Annotated in this window: 21 protein-coding genes; 16 read left to right on the top strand and 5 right to left on the bottom strand. The window is 31.2% G+C overall.

Features of this window, described 5'->3' with window-relative positions:
- Window positions 1–5: 5 nt before the first annotated feature.
- A complete protein-coding gene (locus tag QZZ51_RS06005; protein ID WP_291867305.1) occupies window positions 6–1,004 on the top strand; it encodes a DUF4837 family protein in 999 nt (332 codons plus the stop codon).
- Between the two features lie 121 nt (window positions 1,005–1,125).
- On the opposite strand, the gene QZZ51_RS06000 is transcribed toward QZZ51_RS06005, so the two are convergent.
- From QZZ51_RS06000 to tatA, 5 genes are all read right to left on the bottom strand, one after another.
- The gene (locus QZZ51_RS06000; protein WP_291867303.1) at window positions 1,126–1,296 is read right to left on the bottom strand and encodes a DUF6747 family protein; all 171 of its coding nucleotides are present in this window, start codon (window positions 1,294–1,296) and stop codon (window positions 1,126–1,128) included.
- A gap of 313 nt (window positions 1,297–1,609) precedes the next feature.
- Window positions 1,610–1,780, bottom strand: a complete 171-nt coding sequence (locus QZZ51_RS16630) for a DUF6747 family protein (RefSeq protein ID WP_366511949.1) — start codon at window positions 1,778–1,780, stop codon at window positions 1,610–1,612.
- A gap of 198 nt (window positions 1,781–1,978) precedes the next feature.
- Entirely contained in the window at window positions 1,979–4,435 is a 2,457-nt protein-coding gene (locus QZZ51_RS05995; protein WP_291867301.1) for an OmpA family protein, read from the bottom strand.
- 120 nt (window positions 4,436–4,555) lie between these two features.
- On the bottom strand, window positions 4,556–4,867 hold the full coding sequence (locus QZZ51_RS05990) for a type IX secretion system membrane protein PorP/SprF (RefSeq protein WP_291867299.1): 312 nt from the start codon (window positions 4,865–4,867) through the stop codon (window positions 4,556–4,558).
- A 638-nt stretch (window positions 4,868–5,505) separates the two neighbouring features.
- Entirely contained in the window at window positions 5,506–5,691 is a 186-nt protein-coding gene (gene tatA, locus QZZ51_RS05985) for a twin-arginine translocase TatA/TatE family subunit (protein ID WP_291867297.1), read from the bottom strand.
- A gap of 268 nt (window positions 5,692–5,959) precedes the next feature.
- Here tatA and QZZ51_RS05980 point away from each other — a divergent pair, with 268 nt between their 5' ends.
- The 15 genes from QZZ51_RS05980 to pseG all read left to right on the top strand — a co-directional run.
- The gene (locus tag QZZ51_RS05980; RefSeq protein WP_291867294.1) at window positions 5,960–6,829 is read left to right on the top strand and encodes a M23 family metallopeptidase; all 870 of its coding nucleotides are present in this window, start codon (window positions 5,960–5,962) and stop codon (window positions 6,827–6,829) included.
- Between the two features lie 5 nt (window positions 6,830–6,834).
- Window positions 6,835–8,334, top strand: a complete 1,500-nt coding sequence (locus QZZ51_RS05975; RefSeq protein ID WP_291867292.1) for a GH3 auxin-responsive promoter family protein — start codon at window positions 6,835–6,837, stop codon at window positions 8,332–8,334.
- A gap of 39 nt (window positions 8,335–8,373) precedes the next feature.
- The gene (locus tag QZZ51_RS05970) at window positions 8,374–10,062 is read left to right on the top strand and encodes a hypothetical protein (RefSeq protein WP_291867290.1); all 1,689 of its coding nucleotides are present in this window, start codon (window positions 8,374–8,376) and stop codon (window positions 10,060–10,062) included.
- A gap of 5 nt (window positions 10,063–10,067) precedes the next feature.
- Window positions 10,068–11,072 carry a hypothetical protein gene (locus QZZ51_RS05965; protein ID WP_291867288.1) on the top strand — a complete coding sequence of 335 codons (1,005 nt, stop codon included), beginning with the start codon at window positions 10,068–10,070 and terminating at the stop codon, window positions 11,070–11,072.
- On the top strand, window positions 11,073–12,134 hold the full coding sequence (rfbB, locus tag QZZ51_RS05960; RefSeq protein WP_291867284.1) for a dTDP-glucose 4,6-dehydratase: 1,062 nt from the start codon (window positions 11,073–11,075) through the stop codon (window positions 12,132–12,134).
- A 9-nt stretch (window positions 12,135–12,143) separates the two neighbouring features.
- Complete coding sequence (rfbA, locus tag QZZ51_RS05955) at window positions 12,144–13,001, top strand: glucose-1-phosphate thymidylyltransferase RfbA (RefSeq protein ID WP_291867281.1); 858 nt, start codon at window positions 12,144–12,146, stop codon at window positions 12,999–13,001.
- 5 nt (window positions 13,002–13,006) lie between these two features.
- Window positions 13,007–13,549 (top strand): dTDP-4-dehydrorhamnose 3,5-epimerase, encoded by a 543-nt coding sequence (rfbC, locus tag QZZ51_RS05950; RefSeq protein ID WP_291867276.1) that lies wholly within the window; start codon window positions 13,007–13,009, stop codon window positions 13,547–13,549.
- Window positions 13,546–14,322, top strand: a complete 777-nt coding sequence (gene rfbD, locus QZZ51_RS05945; protein WP_291867273.1) for a dTDP-4-dehydrorhamnose reductase — start codon at window positions 13,546–13,548, stop codon at window positions 14,320–14,322. Before rfbC ends, rfbD begins: the two co-directional genes overlap by 4 nt.
- An 18-nt stretch (window positions 14,323–14,340) precedes the next feature.
- On the top strand, window positions 14,341–15,354 hold the full coding sequence (gene pseB, locus QZZ51_RS05940) for a UDP-N-acetylglucosamine 4,6-dehydratase (inverting) (protein ID WP_291867270.1): 1,014 nt from the start codon (window positions 14,341–14,343) through the stop codon (window positions 15,352–15,354).
- Complete coding sequence (gene pseC / locus QZZ51_RS05935) at window positions 15,354–16,499, top strand: UDP-4-amino-4,6-dideoxy-N-acetyl-beta-L-altrosamine transaminase (RefSeq protein WP_291867267.1); 1,146 nt, start codon at window positions 15,354–15,356, stop codon at window positions 16,497–16,499. The genes pseB and pseC overlap by 1 nt, the downstream gene beginning before the upstream one ends.
- Window positions 16,492–17,178: a pseudaminic acid cytidylyltransferase gene (pseF, locus tag QZZ51_RS05930; RefSeq protein ID WP_291867264.1), complete on the top strand. Its 687-nt coding sequence runs from the start codon at window positions 16,492–16,494 to the stop codon at window positions 17,176–17,178. Before pseC ends, pseF begins: the two co-directional genes overlap by 8 nt.
- Window positions 17,178–18,335: an N-acetyl sugar amidotransferase gene (locus QZZ51_RS05925; RefSeq protein ID WP_291867262.1), complete on the top strand. Its 1,158-nt coding sequence runs from the start codon at window positions 17,178–17,180 to the stop codon at window positions 18,333–18,335. The genes pseF and QZZ51_RS05925 overlap by 1 nt, the downstream gene beginning before the upstream one ends.
- Entirely contained in the window at window positions 18,335–18,946 is a 612-nt protein-coding gene (gene hisH, locus QZZ51_RS05920; RefSeq protein WP_291867260.1) for an imidazole glycerol phosphate synthase subunit HisH, read from the top strand. The genes QZZ51_RS05925 and hisH overlap by 1 nt, the downstream gene beginning before the upstream one ends.
- A complete protein-coding gene (locus tag QZZ51_RS05915; protein ID WP_291867258.1) occupies window positions 18,939–19,718 on the top strand; it encodes an imidazole glycerol phosphate synthase cyclase subunit in 780 nt (259 codons plus the stop codon). The genes hisH and QZZ51_RS05915 overlap by 8 nt, the downstream gene beginning before the upstream one ends.
- A gap of 4 nt (window positions 19,719–19,722) precedes the next feature.
- Window positions 19,723–20,885: UDP-2,4-diacetamido-2,4,6-trideoxy-beta-L-altropyranose hydrolase (gene pseG / locus QZZ51_RS05910; RefSeq protein WP_291867256.1), on the top strand; the 1,163-nt coding region annotated here is incomplete at its 3' end.

Below are 20,885 nucleotides of genomic sequence, written 5' to 3'. Positions count from 1 at the left end.
AAAGAATGAAAAGATTAGGAGTATTTTCTATGGTACTATTTTTAGTACTCTCTGCTTGTAAAGAAGGTAGTAAAAAGAGCTATTTACCAGAATCTATAGGAGCCATTAATAATTTAACTATTGTAGTGGAAAATGATTTATGGAATGGAGATGTTGGAAATAAGATAAGGCAGCATTTTGCAGCACCAGTGGTTGGTTTAACTTGGGATGAGCCGTTGTTTAATATTACCAATGTGCCTAATAGTGTTTTTTCAGGAGCTTTAAGAAAAACAAGAGCCGTTTTGTATGTACAGCAAGATTCATTGAATTTAGCGCATATTAAAACAGATATGTATGCTACACCACAGAAAATAGGAGTTATTAAAGGAAGAACTACCGAAGAGATAATAGCCAACTTAGATAAAAAGGCAGCAGAAATCATAGCAACTTTTAAAGAACAAGAAATTACGGCTGCGCAAAAAAGATTTTTAAGATCTTTGAATAAAGAAAAGGCGTTGGAGAATAAATTTGACATTAGTTTAAACATACCGTCTATATACAAGGTAGGGAGAGAAGAAGATAATTTTGTATGGATAGACCATTTAATTCCTAAAGGGACTGTAAATGTTATAGCCTATAGTATGCCAGCAAATAGTTTTAAAACCGATTCTACTTTAGTAAAAGATATTGTTAGAATGCGCGATTCTATTGGGGGAAAATATATTCCTGGACCAGATGTAGAGGGTAAAATTACGCACATGCGAACGGAACCGGCTTTTTCTCCTAATGTTTTTCCTGCAGAAATAGGAGGAATGAAGGCTATCGAAGTACGTGGTATTTGGGATATTAAAAATTACCCAATGGCAGGGCCATTTCTAATGTATATTTTAGATGATAAAGAGAATAACAGACAATTGGTTTTAGAAGGGTTTACTTTTGCCCCAGCAACAGAAAAAAGAGATTATATGTTTCAATTAGAAGCAATACTAAAGACTGTTAGGATTAATGTAAAGGAAAAGCATTAAGAATAGACTTCTTTAAGAGGAATATAAGAGCACAACGAGAATTTTGTTAGGAATTCTTCTAGTAACTAATAAACGCCCATAGCGAAAGCTTATGGGCGTTTATTTTATAGTTAAGTTTGTTTTAATCAAACGCGAATCCTGTAGACATTCTAAAGACTAAAGCATAGAGAGTTACAGCAATAAGAAAAAAACAAACCCAAGAGAATACTTTAAAATAGCTTTTAAGAAAACGGCTTCCCCAATTTTTAAAAGCTTCAAAATAGATTTGTTTAACGAGTAATAATTTTTCCATAGATAAATAATTTAGGTTCGTTACAAATTTCTGATATATAAGTGATTACCTATAATTGTTTAGTTGAAAAGAAAAAAAATACGGTTAGAAAACAGGTCGTAGCTTAGAAATATGTTGAATGGTTAAAAATATCAGACAATCAGTAATTTACGACAGGGGCATTAACTTACAATATAGGCCAATACATTTTTTTTCTTACAAAAAAGTAAGATATACCTTTTGTTTTTTTAGGATTTTATCGAGAACAAAATACTAGATATAGAAAAAGCGCCTGTTTAAAGGCGCTTTTTCTATATCTGGTTGGTTGGTGTTTTTAATCGAATGCAAAGCCAGTAGAAACTCTAAAAATGAAAGCATAGAGTACTATAAACAAGCTGGCAAAACAAAACCAGGAAAACAATTTAAAATAAGACTTTACAAATACGTGTCCGATACTTCTAAATGCTTCCAGGTAAATTTCTTTGATAAGTAGGGCGTTTTTCATGTTTTTGGGGTTTGGGGTTAAATAGTATTATTGTTTATAGATAACTATAAATCATTGGTTAAGGTATATTTTTAGCCCTGTAATGTTGTGAATGTACTTGGATTTGTTGTGAAATTTAAAATCTTATTTGTATTTAGGATGTAAAAATAAAAAGCCACTAACACATTGTATTAGTGGCTTTTATGAATTTGTTGTTTTTTACATTTTTACGATAATAAATTCGGATCTACGGTTTAAGTAATGTTTTTTCTCTGTACATGCTATAGATCCATCACACTCATTCATTAGTTTTTCTTCACCGTAACCAATGGCACTTTCAATTCTATCTGCAGAAATACCTTGCGAAATTATATAGTCTCTAGTAGATTTTGCCCTTTTATCAGATAAGTACTTGTTGTATGCTCTTTTACCTCTAGAATCTGTATGAGACTCTATTTTAATAACCATATTAGGGTATTCTGTCATTACTTCAACAAGTTTGTCTAATTCCTCTGAAGCATCTGGGCGAATATAAGACCTGTCAAAATCGAAATGGATCATTTCTGTTTTCAACTTCTTAATACCATCTTCTAAAGCAATCATCTCTTTTAACTTACGTAAAGAAACATCTACGTTTACAGTATCGTTTTCTATAGTTGTGATTTCTTGCGAGTCATCAAAATAAGTTCCTTTGGTTGTTTTAATTACGTATTTAGTAGAAGCTTCTAAATCTTCGAAAATAAAACTACCATCATCGCCAGTTACTACTTCTTTTAACTTAATGTTATTTTCATCTAATAACTCAACCAATGCTTTAGGCATAAAATCGCCTGTAACTAATTCGGTTACTACACCAGCAATTGCATTTTGATTTGCAGGAATTTCTTCTAGCACTAAATTTTTAAAGGAATATATATCATCATCTCCTTTACCACCATCTCTATTAGATGCAAAATATCCTTTTTGAGTTTCTTCATTTATAATATAGGAAAAATCATCTTTATTACTATTAATAGGTTGTCCTAGATTAATAACATCTAAAAAGCCCGTTTCTTCCTCATAAGCTATTTCATATACATCTAAACCACCAAGACCAGTGTGTCCATCGGAAGAAAAATATAATTTTTTATTATTAATGAACGGAAACATTTCTCTTCTTTCCGTATTTATTTCTGGGCCCAAGTTTCTTGGTTCTGAAAAACTACCATCTTTATATACTTCTACCATAAAAATATCGGTCTGGCCAATACTTCCTGGCATATCAGACACAAAGTATAACTCTTTACCATCTGGACTAAGCGCTGGGTGACCAGTAGAGTAATTATCGCTGTTAAAAGGAAGTTCTGTAGCTTCTGTCCATTCTCCATCTATACGTTTAGATTGGTATATTTTTAAGTGATTTACACCTTTTTTATCTCTTTTTAATTTTTTACCATAGTTATTTCTTGTAAAATACATGGTCTTATTATCTGGAGCAAATGTTACCGATGCTTCGTGATATTTAGTATTAATTTTTTTAGAAAATTTAATGGCATCTTTAAGCTCTTGAGATTCTTCGTTAATTTTGGCAACATAAAGATCTAAATAGGGCTGGTTATTCCACTTGTATTTTCTTGTACTAAAAAAGGAAGAATCTTTTGCAGAAGCGTATACTATTTTATTGTCACTATGAAATATTGGAGAAAATTCTGAATACTCCGAATTTATTTCAAGGTTTTTAACTTCAAAGTTTTTAGTAGTTCCTAAAATATTATCCAATACAATTTCATTAGGAGTTTTTCCTTTATTGCTAATTGCAGCTAAGTCTTCTTTTTTAAGTTTTTTATTATATAAGCGCATTAGTCGCTTAGATCTAGCATATTTTCCTGTTCCTTTTAGAGAGTGGGCATATTTAAATATATTATCTGCTGACATCTCTTTTTCATACTTTTCATAAAGAATATTATACCAATGGTAAGCCTTTTCCATATCGGTATTAAAATAATGGGAATCTCCTGCTTTTTGTAAAACGTCATAGGAGTAATTTTTTTCATTCTTTTTCAGAGCCATTTCATATAAGTCTGCCGCTTCAGCGTACCACATTTTATTGAAGTAGTAATCTGCTCTTTGTATTATTTTACTCTTATTAGGTGTGCTGTCTACCATTTTAGAGGCATAATTATCCTCAGAAGGCTCTTGGGTTGAGTTGTTAGCGAGTAATTCTTCTTTGGTTGGATCTTCCATAGCCGGAAGGCTATTTTCGACTTCCATAATCCAAACTTCTTCTTTGTATTTTCCGTCAAATTTAGAAGCTATTTTGGCAAGACTATTTTCCCAATCACTTTGGTAATCCAGAGATAGGTAATTTAATCCGTTTTCTGGGTTTACAATAGCACCAGAATTAAACCCCTTTTTGGTATATTTTTTAACTTGCTTATTTAAATTTCGGTCTTCACTAAATACACCGGCAATAATATAATAACCGTTATAAATGTTGGCTAAATTGGTAAAAGTTCTATGGGGTATTTTATTTTTTTCTGCAGCTTCTGCAAAATTAATATCGCTGGTAGTATCAATATCTTCATTATTGAGAATATTTTCATCTGTACCTGGTTGAGGTAAATATGTATTTTCAATTTCTTGGGCGCTTATGCTCAATGATAAAAAGAGAATATAAACTGTAAGTAGTTTTTTCATGATTCGGGTAGTTAGAAAAAGCGTGGTGATTTAATTTTGGTTAGTTTTGATATTAGTTGGTATCGGATAAAAATCTCATGTGTACCAGAGTTATATGTATTTAGCTCATTCGTGTTATAATCATAGGGCATAGCCTATATTAAATTGCGGGTTAATTTGGAAGCCAAAAAGGACCCCAATGGAATCATCCCATCTATAGTTAACGCCTAAATTTAGCCTTTCGTATAAAAGGAAGTTTAGGGATACGTCTGCAATTAATGGAGCTCCCTCTACATATTTAACAAAAGTGGATGGTTTAAACTTTAAAGAAGGATTAATATTAAAGACATATCTTCCTATAAAATATAAGTGCATACGGTCTTTACCAATAGATTCGCTTATTGCATCATACCGTTTGCTGTAAAGAATATAGGGAGTAGAGATTCCTATCATAGGCATTGTTTGTATGGTAAAAATTCCCCGCTCCTATGGATGGTAAAAATTCACTATTTATATTTTCATTAAAAAGAACATCTGGGTGTTTATACCTTCCTTTGGATCAATCTATACTTAAAAATCGACCACCAGTTTTAACTGCTATTTTTCATAATGACAGTTTGAATTTAAAGTTAGTAAGTTCTAATTATTAACGATTCTGCTTTTAGGGAAACCTACAGCCAGCCCCTATATTTGTAGAGTAAAGGCTAATATTGTAGTCCGTATTATTAATTTGGGAATGAATTACAAAGGTGTTTAATAGAAAAAACAACAGAAAAACAGCAGTCTTTGTTATAACGGATGCAAAAGGTTTATAAAAACGATTGTAAAACATAGACTAAATGCTAATAACATGGTTGTGATATTGTTAGCACGTATAATTTAAACTCAAATCTAAGTTTCTTGGTAGGGAATTTTTTCTTTTTGTTGCGAACTATGTTTAATGCGTTGTAAATACTAGGGTTATGTATTTTTCTTCCAAAATTAAGTATCTAAAATATAATGTTTATGCCAGCTACAAGTACTTTTGGGTATAAAAAAGGCAAAAAAAACCCAGCATTTGCTGGGTTTTTTATAAAATTTATAAAAAAAATTTATTCTTTTTTGTTTTCCTCTAATTTTTCATCCTCTTTAGATGCGTCTTTAAATTCTTTAATACCGCTACCTAATCCTCTCATTAGTTCCGGAATTTTTTTACCTCCAAATAACAGAAGAACTACTACTACTACTAATATTATTTGTGGAGCACCAATGGCTAAAAATGTTTGTAAAGCTATCATAATATATGATTTTGTGGAAAACAAAGGTACTAAAAAGATTATATACTCCTGTTAATTTACAGCTAAGAGTAAATATTAATTTTTGGTTTTTGGTAAATAAGAAAGAAAAATAATAGGTATAAGTTCTTTTGTATACTGAATAAAGGGCTATTCTCTTAAGAGAATACATAGAATAAATTTAATTATAAAGCTTTTATAATATCTATTAAAATGGATAAATTATCAGAGAACTAGTTAAAGTATAATTCTAGCATTATATTTGTAGGGAATGGCTAAAAAGACAAAAAAAAGAAAAGAAATAAAAAGAAAGTTACTTCACAAGTATCGTTTGGTAATACTGAATGAAAATACTTTTGAAGAAAAAGTTTCTTTTAAGCTAAGTAGACTTAATGTTTTTGTTACAGGAACATTATGCATTATTGGTTTAATTGGCCTTACTACTTTGTTAATAGCCTTTACGCCTTTACGGGAATATATACCTGGATATTCTTCTACAAAATTAAAAAGACAAGCAACAGAGCTTACATACAGAACAGATTCTTTAGTGCGAACTTTAAATTATACCAATAAGTATTTAGAGAATATTCGTATGGTGTTAAAAGGGGATATAGCTAATAATCAAGTAAATAGAGATTCTCTTTTTGAACAATTTAAGCTAGACCCTTCTTCGGTTGACTTAACGCCTATCAAGGAAGACTCTATTTTGCGCGCAGAGGTTGCTCTCGAGGATAAATACAATTTATTTGAACAAACAGCTAGTAAAACAGATTTGATACTTTTTTCTCCGATTTCTGGAATTCTATCTCAAAAACATGATAATCAGAGCAAACATTTTGGGGTAGATGTGGTTGCTCCGATAGACACACCAGTTAAAGCGGTGGCCAATGGGGTGGTGATTTTTTCTGAATGGACAGCGGATACGGGGTATGTTATTATTATAGAACATAAAGACGGACTGCTAAGTGTTTATAAACATAATGGTTCCTTAAATAAAAGACAGGGAGAAGTGGTGCGAGCAGGTGAAGTAATTGCTTCTGTAGGTAATACCGGTGAATTAACTACTGGGCCACATTTGCATTTTGAGTTATGGAATAATGGAACTCCGGTAAACCCAATAGATTTTATAGATTTTAAATAAAAGCAATGTCATTAAAATCGTTTTCAGCTAAAATATTTGCCCAAAGAGTAGTTAATAAGACTAATAAATGGGTGAATAACCCCGAGAAAACACAAGAAGAGGTTTTTCATAGCTTAATAAAGAAAGCGAAGAATACCGTTTTTGGAAAAGATCATGATTTTATAAATATTAAATCCTATAAAGATTTTGCAGCTGCAGTTCCTGTTAGGGATTATGAAGATTTAAAACCATATGTAGAAAAGATGGTTGCCGGGGAACAAGATATTTTGTGGCCAGGAAAACCAATTTATTTTGCAAAAACTTCGGGAACAACTTCGGGTTCTAAATACATACCAATAACCCGTGAATCTATTAAGGAACAGGTAAACGCTTCTCGTAATGCTATTCTAACGTATATACAGGAGACCGGAAATACCTCTTTTGTAGACGGGAAAATGATTTTTTTACAAGGTAGTCCAGAGTTAGAATTAAAGAATGGAGTTAAACTGGGAAGACTCTCGGGTATTTCAGCACATTATGTGCCTAACTATTTGCAAAAAAACAGACTACCAAGCTGGGAGACTAATTGTATTGAAGATTGGGAAACGAAGGTAAATGCAATTGTTGAAGAAACGGTGAATGAAGATATGACTGTTATTGCAGGAATACCTTCTTGGGTACAAATGTATTTTGAAAAACTTAACGAAAAAACAAATATAAAGGTCGGAGAGCTATTTAAAAATTTCAATTTATTTATTTATGGTGGAGTTAATTACGAACCATATAGAGCTAAATTTGAAAACTTAATTGGTCGAAAAGTCGATAGTATAGAGTTATTTCCTGCTAGTGAGGGCTTTTTTGCGTACCAAAATTCGCAAAAGGAAAAAGGATTATTGTTACTACTAAATGCAGGAATTTTTTACGAGTTTATAAAAGCAGATGAATATTTTGATGAGAACGCGGAAAGAGTAACCATTAAAGATGTTCAGTTACATGTAAACTATGTAATGATTATCTCTACAAATGCTGGTTTATGGGGATATAACTTAGGAGATACCATTCAGTTTATTTCTTTAAAGCCCTATAAAATAATCGTTTCTGGCCGTATTAAACATTTTATTTCTGCTTTTGGAGAACATGTAATAGCCAAGGAAGTGGAGCAAGCTATGCAAGACGCAATTATAGCTACAAATGCCAGTGTAAATGAGTTTACAGTGGCTCCACAGATAATCCCAAAAGAGAACGAATTACCATATCATGAATGGTTTATAGAATTTGAAACTTTACCAAATAATATGGAAAAGTTTATTGCCATTTTAGATCAATCTTTGCAAGATCAGAATAGTTATTATTATGATCTTATAGTAGGGAATGTATTGCAAACTTTAAAAGTTACTCAGATAGTTAACGGAGGTTTTAAAACCTATATGAAATCGATAGGAAAATTGGGAGGGCAGAATAAAATACAACGATTATCTAACGATCGTAAGTTAGCAGATGGTTTAATAAAGTTAGGAAGAATATAATACTTAAATAATAATTGTAATTTTACATTAAACTTGTTTATGGGAAAAGCAATTACTACAACTAGAGCGCAAGAATCTACCAATGCAATAGAGCGCTTATATATTACAATGCGTCATTTATTTAATCGTGGGTTTTATAAGCCAACGGGAGTTTCAGGAGAAACCCTAAAGCATGCTTTACTTTTGTTAAGGCCAGAAATTTATGGTTCAATTGCAGAGGAAAAAGCAGAGCTTAGCGGGTTAATCTATGTGCTTGAACGTTTGCCAGAAGGCATTGAGCAATGCAGCTATATTAACCTTACGTCAGATGAAGGCTATCGTAAATCTCATTTTAAGGCTATTGTACCCCCTAAGAGAAGAAGAAATTGCTACCGTATAGACGATGAGCAAATGAATATTGAAATTACACGTGGAAGATCCGATATATATGATATCCTTACCCATTTAACTTTTTTGTTTATTGAATCAGAAAAGATTTGCAAACGTGTTTTAATAGAAGATACCGATAAGACAATTAGGGATTGGGCTAAGTTAGAATCTGCAGTAAACAAAAAGAAACTTACGCAAGCAGAAAGAGAAGTAGCTTTAATACATACAGCAAATATATTAGGTAGATCTTTTGAAGAGATTATAGGTGTATATAGCAAGTTTGCTACTATTACAGATCCAGATAGGTTTCTAAGAATAATTTATTGGTTAGGTAAGTTAGCAATAGAAGAAGAAGTTTCTGGAGATAAAAGAGTTATTACCTTTAGCGCTATATTACGAGAACGTTTAGGCCATCATATTCATGGAGACATATGGGCAAATACTATTAAAGAAACGCTCAGTAAGAATAATCTATTAAATAGGCCAATTCATATTATAAGTGCCAATATGCATAGCGTTATGAACTCTCTTTTTGCAAAAAATGCTTTAAAGAAAGAGTTTAATGAAACTACCGATTCTTTAGATATTTATGAAGGGTTGAGTTCTCCTGAAAATGAGAAATTAAGAAACAAGGTTAAGTCTGTAGCTGCCAAAAATGGAATGATTAGTATTTATGATAAGTCTGGAACAAATATAGATGTTCAGATTTTTGATATGGCTAAAATAGGAAAAGAAGCTTGCTGTTATAATCTATCAAATAAAACAAAAACAGAAGATATTCCGGTAATTTTTGTGATGGATTATGCTTTTGGTGAACAGGCCTATGAAACGATTGATGAATTATTAAAACCATATAAAAAAGAGAACCAAGAGCCCCAGTTTTTGAATATAGATTCTATTTCTATTATGGGTAAGGCAGGGATTTTAGAAGGAGGAAAAGGAGATTTAATGATTCCGACTTCTCATATCTTTGAAGGTTCTGCGGATAATTACCCTTTTGAAAATGAATTATGTGCAGAAGATTTTAAGGGACATGGTTTAGAGGTTTTTGAAGGATCAATGGTTTCTGTTCTTGGAACATCACTTCAAAATAAAGATATTCTTAAGTTTTTCCATGAATCAACTTGGAATGTAATAGGTTTAGAAATGGAAGGAGTACATTACCAAAAAGCAATACAATCTGCATCAAAAATACGGAAGAGTATAAAAGAAGATGTAAAAGTAAGGTATGCCTATTACGCATCAGATAATCCATTAGAAACAGGAAGTACTTTAGCTTCTGGGGGGCTAGGAACTACAGGAGTAAAACCAACTTATTTAATCACGGATAAAATTTTAAAACAGATATTTAATAATTAAAAGAAATGGCAGATAATTTACCAACAAATAATAATTCCTCAGATGAGATAGATTTAGGGCAGCTATTTCAGATAATCCGTAATGGGTTCCATAAGGTGTTTATTGGCTTTCTTAGAGTGTTCTTATATTTAAAAAAGAATATACTCATCCTTGCAATTCTTTCTGTGATAGGAGTTGGGATTGGTTATGGATTAAGTCAAATATCTGAAATCACAAAAAAAACGGAAGTAATTGTAAAACCTAATTTTGAAAGTAAAGACTATTTGTATGGTATAGTTTCTGAATTACAGTCAAAAATTAAAGGAAAGGATTATGATTTTTACAGCGGTTTGGAAATTAATTTGGAAGAATTAAAAGGGTTGAAAATTGAGATTCAACCAGTACAATCTAAATCGAATGTTGATTTAGAGCAGTCTTTAAAATATTTAGACTACTTAGGAAACCTGAAAGATGATAATTCTATTAAAGAAGTTATAAAGAATGAAGTATTGGCTAGCAGTTATGTAAATCATAAAATCTCTTTCTATTATAAAAACGCTGAATTGGGTCAAGATGCTGCTAAAAAAATTATGCTTTTTATTAATGATAATAACTATTTTAAGGAGTTAAAGGAAATTTATTTATTCAATTCTGAATCCAGAATAAAAGAAAACGAAGAGTTAATTAAACAAATAGATGTATTAATTACAAATTACTCTAAGGCACTTGGAAATAAATCTAGTGCTAATGAAAAGGGAGAAGGCATGGTTCTTTTAGGAGGAGAAGAAGGACTTAATATTCCCCAACTATTCAATTTAAAAAATAATTTGATAGAAAGTTCGGCTGCAAATAAATTATTAAAAAGAGAGCATAAAGAAACTATTAAAATTTTAAGTTTTGGAGGCCCTCAACAAATAAAAAAAGAGTTTTTAAAAGATGGACTTACTTTGATACCAACCGTTTTAGTAATACTGTTTTTTATGTGGTCTTTGTTAAAATTTTTAAATAAAAGAACAAAGGAATTATTATAAATGAATACAAGAGCAAACCAAAGAATATTAATTACAGGAGGAGCAGGTTTTATAGGCTCCCACGTTGTTAGAAGGTTTGTGCTTAAATACCCAAACTATAAGGTTTATAATTTAGATGCACTTACCTATGCGGGGAATTTGGAAAACTTAAAGGATATAGAAAAGGAACCCAATTATACTTTTATAAAAGGAGATATAGTGGATACTTCTTTTGTTTTTGAAATTTTTGAAAAATACCAATTCGATTCCGTAATTCATTTAGCGGCAGAGTCTCATGTAGATCGTTCAATAGAAGATCCATTAGCTTTTGTGAAAACTAATGTTATAGGTACTTTAAATTTACTACAGGCTGCCAAGAAATTATGGGGCAATACCGTAAATAATAGATTTTATCATATAAGCACAGATGAGGTTTATGGAAGTTTAATAGAAAATAAAAGTTTGTTTACTGAAGAGACAGCGTATGACCCTAGTTCTCCGTATGCTGCATCAAAAGCGAGTTCGGATCATTTTGTGAGGTCTTATGGAAAAACTTATGACTTTCCATACGTAATAACCAATTGTTCTAATAATTATGGTCCAAATCATTTTCCAGAAAAATTAATTCCCTTATTTATCAATAACATTATTAATAAGGAAACTTTACCAGTTTATGGGGACGGGAACTATACAAGAGATTGGTTGTTTGTAGAAGATCATGCCATTGCTATAGACTTAGTTTTTCACAAGGGAAAAAATCATGAAACCTATAATATTGGTGGTTTTAATGAATGGAAAAATATAGATTTGATAAAAACGCTTTGCAGATTAATGGATCAAAAGCTTTATAGGGAAGATGGGGAAAGTGAAAGATTAATAACTTACGTTAAAGATAGACCAGGGCATGATTTACGGTACGCTATTGATGCAAATAAAATTAATAAGGAACTAGGATGGAAACCTAGTGTTACTTTTGAGGAAGGGCTGTCTAAAACCGTTGATTGGTATTTAGATAATAAGGACTGGCTAGATAATGTTACATCTGGTTCTTATAAGGAATATTATCAAAAACAATACCTTTAAACGTATAAAATGAAGGGGATTATATTAGCAGGCGGATCAGGAACACGATTATATCCGTTGACATTATCGATAAGTAAGCAATTAATGCCTATTTATAATAAGCCTATGATTTATTATCCTCTTGCAACACTTATGTCTGCAGGGATAAGAGAAATTTTGTTTATTACAACACCTAAAGACGTTTCTTTGTTTAAGAATTTATTGGGGGATGGTTCTCAATTAGGATGTAATTTTAAATATATATCACAAGAAAACCCTAACGGATTGGCAGAGGCTTTTGTTCTAGGAGAAGATTTTATTGGTAATGATAAAGTGGCATTAATTTTAGGGGATAATATATTTTATGGCTCAGGATTAGCAAAACTTCTTCAAAAAAATAGCAACCCAGATGGAGGTATAATTTATGCGTATCATGTACAAGATCCTGAGAGATATGGAGTAGTGGAGTTTAATTCTCATGGGAAAGCTATTTCTATAGAGGAAAAGCCTAAACAGCCAAAATCTAATTACGCAGTACCAGGAGTTTATTTTTATGATAATGAAGTGGTAAGTATAGCTAAGCAGATAACGCCTAGTAGCAGAGGAGAGTTAGAAATTACGGATATTAATCGAGTGTATTTAGAAAAAGGAAAATTAAGCGTTAGTATTTTAGATAGTGGAACCGCTTGGTTAGATACCGGAACATTCAGTTCTTTAATGAAAGCTTCCCAATTTGTACAAGTAATAGAGGAACGACAAGGCTTAAAAATAGGGGCTATTGAGGAGGTTGCGTATAATATGGGCTACATCAATAAAGAAGAATTACAGGAACTAGCAAAACCACTTCTTAAAAGTGGTTACGGTAAGTATTTGTTAGATTTAAAATAGGAATATTGAAAGTAATCAAGACAAATTTAAAGGGTTGTATTGTAATAGAGCCAGCTATTTTCAAAGATGAGAGAGGGCTTTTTTTTGAGGCATATCAAAAAGAAAAATTAGATAAGGCTATTGGTTATGAGGTAAATTTTATTCAAACCAATCAATCTATATCTAAAGAAGGAACTCTTAGAGGGCTCCACTTTCAAGAAGGTAAATACGCACAAGCAAAATTAGTTTCCGTTGTAAAAGGAAGGGTACTAGATGTTGTGGTAGACATAAGAAAAGACAGCCCTACCTATGGAGAGCACTTTAAAATAGAACTATCAGGAGATAATAAGAAAATACTTTTTATACCAAAAGGTATGGCTCATGGTTTTTTGGCCTTAGAAGAAACTATTTTTACGTATCAGTGCGATAATTACTATAATAAGGAGTCTGAAAGAGGCATTTTATATAGTGACCCAGACTTAAATATTATTTGGGATTTTCCAACTTCAAAAAGGATACTTTCATCAAAAGATAAAGAATTGCCTTTATTTTCAGAACTAGATTTATGAAATATATTTTAGTTACTGGAGCCAATGGACAATTGGGAAAATCGATACAAGAAGTGGCAAAAAATTATACCGAATTAAGGTTCGATTTTAAAAGTTCAAAGGAACTAGATATAACAAACATTGCTCAAGTTCACAGTATATTTTCCACCAATAAGTACGATTACTGTATTAATTGTGCCGCTTATACTAATGTGGAGCAAGCCGAGAAAAATCCAGAAATTGCTTTTAGAATAAACGAAGAGGCGGTTAAAAACTTGGCAAAAAATTGTTTAGAAGCTGAGGTGGTTTTAATTCATATCTCTACAGATTATGTTTTCGATGGGGAAAAGAAGACACCATATACTGTTAATGATATACCTAATCCTATAAATGAATATGGAAAATCTAAATTGGAGGGTGAAAAGTATATCCAAAAAACTCTAAACAAGTATTTTATTATTCGTACTTCTTGGTTGTATAGCAAAAAATATGGAAATAATTTTTACAAAACGATAGTAGAGAAGGCTAAAAGAGGAGAAATTTTGAGCGTAACAGATGAGCAAATAGGTTGTCCTACAAATGCTTTAAATTTGGCCTTATTTATTATGGAGAAAATAGTTAATGAGAATGTTAATTTTGGAATAAAGCATTTTACGGATGATATTCCTATGACTTGGTATGATTTTGCGAAGCTAATATTACAAGAAAATAGTATTGAAAATAATTCCATTCTTAAGAAAGAGAAGAATTATCGTACTTTTGCTATAAGGCCAAAAAATAGTGTTTTAGAATAATATAACATATATAAAAGAATGAATTTTAAAGAGAAATCACTTTTAATTACTGGAGGAACAGGATCTTTAGGTAAAGCATTAACAAAACATATTTTATCTAACCATTCTGAGATAAGAAGATTAATTATTTTTTCAAGAGATGAGCAGAAACAGTTTCAAATGGCTCAAGAATTTCCTCTTGATAAGTTTCCTCAAATGCGATTTTTTATTGGAGATGTTAGGGATAGGGGTCGTTTAGTTAGAGCTTTTAAAGATGTAGATTATGTTATTCATGCTGCAGCAATGAAGCATGTGCATTTGGCGGAATACAACCCAGAAGAGTGTATTAAAACTAATATTGGAGGGGCACAAAATGTAGTTGACGCTTGTTTTGAAACGAATGTAGAGAGTGTAGTAGCATTGTCTACGGATAAAGCATGTGCTCCTATAAATTTATATGGTGCTACTAAATTAACTTCAGATAAATTATTTGTAGCAGCAAATAACATAAAGGGGGATAACCCTATAAGGTTTTCTGTGGTAAGGTATGGTAATGTAATGGGGTCAAACGGCTCTGTTATTCCTTTTTTTATTAACAAGAAAAAAGAAGGAGTATTACCAATAACGGAACCCAATATGACTCGTTTTAATATATCTTTGCAAGGTGGAGTAGATATGGTTATGCATGCATTAAACAATGCTTGGGGCGGGGAAATTTATGTTCCTAAAATTCCATCATACAAAATTATGGATGTAGCAGAAGCAATAGGACCAGAGTGTTCTAAGCCAATAGTTGGTATACGACCAGGAGAAAAAATTCATGAAGAAATGATTACCCCATCAGATTCATTTTACACGTACGATTTAGGTAAATACTTTACTATTTTACCCGCAACCCATAATTGGTCTTTAGAAGAGTTTATAAATGAATTCAAAGCAAAACCTGTGGAACCAAACTTTAGCTATAACTCTGGAGAAAATGAGGAGTGGGAAACAGTGGAAACTTTAAGAAACCTTATTATGGAACATGTAGATCCTAATTTTAGTATATAATGCAAGCAATCCCTTACGGAAGACAGTCTATAGATCAAGAAGATATTAATGCTGTAATAAATACATTAACAGCAGATTATTTAACTCAAGGACCAAAAGTTCAAGAGTTCGAAAATCAATTTGCAGAATATGTTGGTAGTAAATATGCGGTAGCAGTCAGTAATGCTACCGCGGGTTTACATATTGCTGTTTTAGCTTTGGGCTTAAAACCAGGTGAACGAGTGATTACGACACCAATAACTTTTGCTGCTTCAGCAAATTGCGTACGATATGCTGGCGGTGAGGTGTGGTTTGCAGATATAGACTCAGATTCTTACCTACTATCTTTGAAGAGCACCGAAAAATTAATAGAGAGTAAGCCTAAAGGTTTTTTTAAAGGTATAATACCAGTAGATTTTGCGGGGCTTCCAGTAAATTTAGAAGCATTTAGAGAGCTAGCAAACAAGCATGATTTATGGATAATTGAAGATGCCTGTCATGCTCCAGGGGGTTCTTTTAAAGATTCAAAAGGCACTAAACAAATGTGCGGAAATGGTAATTTTTCAGAAATGAGTATATTTTCTTTCCATCCTGTAAAACATATTGCTTGTGGTGAAGGAGGAATGGTGACAACTAATAATGAAGAGTTATATAAGAAATTACTCTCGTTACGATCTCATGGAATTACAAAGGAGAACATGTCTGAAAATCATGGAGGGTGGTTTTATGAAATGCAAGAATTGGGGTTTAATTACAGGCTAACAGATATTCAATCTGCATTAGGAATTACACAATTGGCAAAAAATAATGCTGGAGTGAAGAGGAGGAATGAAATAGCAAAAAGTTATAAGGAAGCTTTTGAGGGTAAAATAAAGTATCAATCGTTACCTTCTAATTCTTATAATGCACATCACTTATTTGTAATTGAAGTAGAAGATAGAAAAGGGCTTTATGATTATTTAAAGGAACATAAAATTTTCGCACAAATACATTATATACCAGTACATAAATTACCATATTATGAAGATATTGGCTATAAGGGAGTAAATCTTATTAATGCAGAAACATATTATTCCAAATGTATAAGTTTACCAATGTATCCTACCCTGACAGATAAAGAACAAATTTTTATAATTAAAAAAGTACTATCTTTTGTAAATGAGTAATTTAGCAATAATTCCGGCTCGAGGAGGAAGTAAAAGAATTCCTAGAAAAAACATAAAAAAGCTATTTGGGAAGCCAATAATTGCGTATGTAATAGAAGCAGTAAGAGATAGTTGTCTTTTTGACGAAATTATGGTTTCTACAGATGATATAGAAATAGCAAATATTGCAAAAGACTATAATGCTGAAGTTCCATTTTTAAGGAGTAAAAAAAATGCAAATGATTTTGCTACTTTAACTGATGTTATTTTAGAGGTGTTAGCTACGTATAAAAAAAAAGGAAAAGAGTTTGATAATGTTTGTTGTGTTTTGAGTACTGCAGCGCTTATTAGTTCAGAATTAATTACAGTAGCTTATCAAAAAATTTTAAATGCAGAGTATATATCTGTAGTTCCAGTAATAAAATTTGCATACCCTATTCAAAGAGCCTTAAAGAATAAGGATGGGTTATTAGAAATGAAAGAAAAAGAGCACCTAAACACACGTTCACAAGATTTAGAATCTTATTTTCATGATTCTGGACAATTTTATTGGTTAAAAACAGATAGATTTTTAGATGAAAAAAAGATTTTTACATCTAAAACTGGATATATTGAACTAAAAGAATATGAAGCCCAAGATGTTGACACTATGGAAGATTGGGCAATGTTAGAAATAAAGTATAATTATAATAAACAATAATGGAAGTAGAAGTAAGATATTGTAAAAAATGTTTGTTTCCTGAAACAAAACCAGATTTGCATTTTAATGAAGAAGGTATATGCTCTGCTTGCATAGCATCAGAATCTAAAGACAAAGGTATAAACTGGAAACAAAGAGAGAAAGATTTTTATACTATTATTAATAAGTTTAAGCATAAAGAGGATGAAATTGGTTATGATTGCCTAATACCTGTTAGTGGGGGAAAAGATTCTACATATCAAGCTTATTTTATGAAAGAAATTTGTGGTATGAATCCATTATGTGTTTGTTTTGAAACTACTAGAGTAACAGAATTAGGACAACGAAATTTAGATAATATATCTAAAATGGGAATAGATGTAATTCATTTTAAAAAGAACTATAACGCTTACCGCTCTATGGTAAAAGAAGGTTTTATAAGAGTAGGAGATGAAATGTGGCCAAACCATATTGGTATTTTTACAATCCCCATTAATATTGCTACAAAATTTAAAATACCACTAATTATTTGGGGAGAAAACCCACAACAAGAATATGGTGGGCCATTAGAGAGTATAGAGAAAAATAAACTTACAAGAAGATGGTTAGAAGAATTCGGTGGACTTTTAGGAAATAGAATACAGGATATGATAGGGGTTGATGGATTAACAGCTAAAGATTTAACCCCGTATTTTTATCCAACTGATAAAGAATTAGAAGATACAGGCGTTACTAGTTTATTTTTGGGTCATTATTTCTTTTGGGATGCAAGAAAACATTTAGATATAGTAAAACAGCATGGTTTTGAAGTAAAAGAAGATGGCCCAGTGGAAGGAACATATACTAATTACGAAAATTTAGATGAAGAAATGCATGGGTTACACGATTATTTAAAATTTGTAAAATATGGATTTGGAAGAGCAACTGATCATGCCTGTATAGATATAAGAAATAAACGTCTAACACGAAAAGAAGGACTAGAGTTAGTTAAGAAATATGATGGTAAATACCCATATCATTCAATAAATGCATTTGTGGACTATTCAGGAATGACTAAAGAGCAAATAGATGAAATATTAGACTCTTATACCAACCCAGTACTTTTTAAAATGAATGAGGAAGGGCAATTTTTAAAAGACGAAGAAGGTAATTTAGTAAGAAGCTTTGAAATTATTTAATGACTATTGCAATTATTAAATACGGTATGGGGAATGTAGCTTCAGTTCAAAAAGCTATAAAAAAGATGGGTTACCATAGTATTATTACCGATAATGCATATGAAATTGAAAAGGCAGATGTTATTATCCTTCCAGGTGTAGGCTCATTTAAAAAAGGTATGGAAAACCTTATAGAAGGTGGGTTTGTAGAATTGCTATCGAAGGAGGTATTATTAAATAAAAAGCCTTTTATTGGTATTTGTTTAGGAATGCAGTTAATTGCAACTTATGGGAATGAACCAGAAAGAGTTAAAGGTTTAGATTGGATAAAAGGAGAAGTAATAAAGATAAAATCAGATAATTTAAGAGTGCCTCATCTAGGTTGGAATACGATTACTGTAAAAAATAATAATAAAAAATACAAGGAGTTTAATAAAGAAGATTATTACTTTATCCATAGTTATCATTTTTTAACAGAAAACCCTAATGATATTTTAATGACTGTAGACTACGGTGATTCATTAGTAGCAGCTGTTCAAAAAGAGAATATTCATGCAATGCAATTTCATCCAGAAAAAAGTCAGGAAGCAGGAATTCAATTAATAAAAAAAATTTTAGATAGCTATGCTTAAATCTAGAATAATACCAATTATGACCTTTAATGGTTTTGGCCTTGTTAAAACAAAAGGTTTTGCTAAGAATCCAAGAATGGTTGGTAATGCGGTTCAAGCCGCTAAAGTATATAATAATAGAAATGTTGATGAATTAGTTTTTTTAGATATATATGCATCTGATAAGAACCGAAAAATGAATTTACAACTAGCACGTTTAATAATTAATGAATGTTTTATGCCGGTTGCTTTAGGAGGAGGAATTAAAACTATTGAAGATATACATGATTTATTAGCTATAGGAGCAGATAAAGTAGTTCTAAAAACAAAAATAATTGATAATCCAGAGTTCATAAAGGAAGCGGCAGAAGTATTTGGAAACCAATGTATAACTATAGCTATAGATGCTGAGAAAAGAGATGATGGAAACTATTATTTATATAATAGAATTGATAAAAAAATAGAACTTTATAGTTTTTTAGAAAAAATTAAATCATATCCTTTTGGAGAAATTATTTTAACATCTGTTAATAATGATGGTATGATGAATGGTTTTGATATTCCTTTAGTTAAAGAAGTAGAAGAAATAATTAAGGTTCCCATAGTTGTTTCAGGCGGAGGAGGGGAATTAGAACACTTTAAAGAGTTGTTTTCAACAACAAGTATTGAAGCTGTAGGGGCAGCAAGTATATTTCACTTTACAAGATATACCCCTAGAGATTTAAAGCTCGCAATTGCATCAGTAGGAAGGCCTGTTAGAATTGTAGAAAAGCAATATATTCCAGAAAATTAATTTTATGGAGAAGCGAAAAGTACTGTTTAGAGGAGATGGTAATTCTGAAACAGGCTTAGGACATTTATATCGTTTATTTGCGTTAGTAGAAATTTATAAAACTAGATATGATTTTGTTTTTCTAACCAAGAAATCTTCTACATTAAGTATTTTTCCTGAAAATTATAACGTAGAATTAATTCCGAATAGCATTTCTATAATAGAAGAGCCAGAGTGGCTCTCTATTAATTATTCACCTTCAGAATATTTTGTAATAGCAGATGGTTATCAATTTAAACCAGAATATCAAAAAGAAATAAAGAACTTAGACTATTATTTAATTTACATAGATGATTTATTTTATAAAAATATACCCGCAGATATAATAGTAAATCACTCTCCTAATGTTTATCCAGATGATTATAAAAATAAAATGGCAACAAAATTTGCCTTCGGGACAAATTATGCTATTCTAAGACCGTCTTTTTTAGGTTTAGCTAAGGAACAAAGAGAAATAAGCACGATACATACTGCTTTTGTTTGTTTTGGGGGCGCAGATATGCTAGATTTAAGCTTAAAAGCAGTGCGAGCATTATTAAGGGTAAATAATATTACTGAAATACATGTTGTGCTTGGTGGTGCTTATGTACATAAGACTATTTTTAGTCTTGAGAAACTAAATAAGAAGTTACAATTATATAGAAATTTAGGAGGCGTAGAGTTAGCTGAATTAATGCAGAAATGCGAATTTGCAATTGCACCTTCTAGCACTATATTATATGAGCTATGCGCTGTGAAAATGCCTATTTTATCAGGTTATTTCGTGGAAAATCAAAAGAACATTTACAATGCTTTGAGTCAAATAGGAGCGATTGCAAAAGGAGGAAATTTTAAAAACTATACAGAAGAAGATTTTTATAAGAAAATTGTAGAAATTATAAAGGCGGGAAATTATAAAGCTTTTATAAGTATACAAAAAAATCTTATTGATGGAAATAGTCATAATAGATTTTTAAGTTTATTAGAAAATGTAGATATTACTTTTGAAAAAGCATCTGAAAAACATATGATGCAAGTCTATGAATGGTCTAATGATTCAAGAGTAAGAGAGAATTCTTATAATACCGAGGAGATTACTTTAAATGACCATAAAAGGTGGTATTTAAAAAAAATAAATAGTAAAACAAG

The organism is Maribacter sp. (assembly GCF_016744255.1).
In the GTDB taxonomy this organism is placed as follows: Bacteria; Bacteroidota; Bacteroidia; order Flavobacteriales; family Flavobacteriaceae; genus Maribacter_B.
Note: the sequence above shows the minus strand (reverse complement) of the source record. Positions and strands in the feature narration are given on the sequence as shown.

Excerpts from the sequence above, each read along its gene's own strand:
- QZZ51_RS05995 (WP_291867301.1), bottom strand. The coding sequence starts at position 4,435 with ATGAAAAAACTACTTACAGTTTATATTCTCTTTTTATCATTGAGCATA.
- QZZ51_RS16630 (WP_366511949.1), bottom strand. The coding sequence starts at position 1,780 with ATGAAAAACGCCCTACTTATCAAAGAAATTTACCTGGAAGCATTTAGA.
- rfbB (WP_291867284.1), top strand. The coding sequence starts at position 11,073 with ATGAATACAAGAGCAAACCAAAGAATATTAATTACAGGAGGAGCAGGT.
- rfbA (WP_291867281.1), top strand. The coding sequence starts at position 12,144 with ATGAAGGGGATTATATTAGCAGGCGGATCAGGAACACGATTATATCCG.
- QZZ51_RS05915 (WP_291867258.1), top strand. The coding sequence starts at position 18,939 with ATGCTTAAATCTAGAATAATACCAATTATGACCTTTAATGGTTTTGGC.
- QZZ51_RS05975 (WP_291867292.1), top strand. The coding sequence starts at position 6,835 with ATGTCATTAAAATCGTTTTCAGCTAAAATATTTGCCCAAAGAGTAGTT.
- pseC (WP_291867267.1), top strand. The coding sequence starts at position 15,354 with ATGCAAGCAATCCCTTACGGAAGACAGTCTATAGATCAAGAAGATATT.
- tatA (WP_291867297.1), bottom strand. The coding sequence starts at position 5,691 with ATGATAGCTTTACAAACATTTTTAGCCATTGGTGCTCCACAAATAATA.
- QZZ51_RS06000 (WP_291867303.1), bottom strand. The coding sequence starts at position 1,296 with ATGGAAAAATTATTACTCGTTAAACAAATCTATTTTGAAGCTTTTAAA.
- pseB (WP_291867270.1), top strand. The coding sequence starts at position 14,341 with ATGAATTTTAAAGAGAAATCACTTTTAATTACTGGAGGAACAGGATCT.
- QZZ51_RS05965 (WP_291867288.1), top strand. The coding sequence starts at position 10,068 with ATGGCAGATAATTTACCAACAAATAATAATTCCTCAGATGAGATAGAT.
- pseF (WP_291867264.1), top strand. The coding sequence starts at position 16,492 with ATGAGTAATTTAGCAATAATTCCGGCTCGAGGAGGAAGTAAAAGAATT.
- QZZ51_RS05925 (WP_291867262.1), top strand. The coding sequence starts at position 17,178 with ATGGAAGTAGAAGTAAGATATTGTAAAAAATGTTTGTTTCCTGAAACA.
- QZZ51_RS05990 (WP_291867299.1), bottom strand. The coding sequence starts at position 4,867 with ATGATAGGAATCTCTACTCCCTATATTCTTTACAGCAAACGGTATGAT.
- rfbD (WP_291867273.1), top strand. The coding sequence starts at position 13,546 with ATGAAATATATTTTAGTTACTGGAGCCAATGGACAATTGGGAAAATCG.
- QZZ51_RS05980 (WP_291867294.1), top strand. The coding sequence starts at position 5,960 with ATGGCTAAAAAGACAAAAAAAAGAAAAGAAATAAAAAGAAAGTTACTT.
- QZZ51_RS05970 (WP_291867290.1), top strand. The coding sequence starts at position 8,374 with ATGGGAAAAGCAATTACTACAACTAGAGCGCAAGAATCTACCAATGCA.
- hisH (WP_291867260.1), top strand. The coding sequence starts at position 18,335 with ATGACTATTGCAATTATTAAATACGGTATGGGGAATGTAGCTTCAGTT.
- QZZ51_RS06005 (WP_291867305.1), top strand. The coding sequence starts at position 6 with ATGAAAAGATTAGGAGTATTTTCTATGGTACTATTTTTAGTACTCTCT.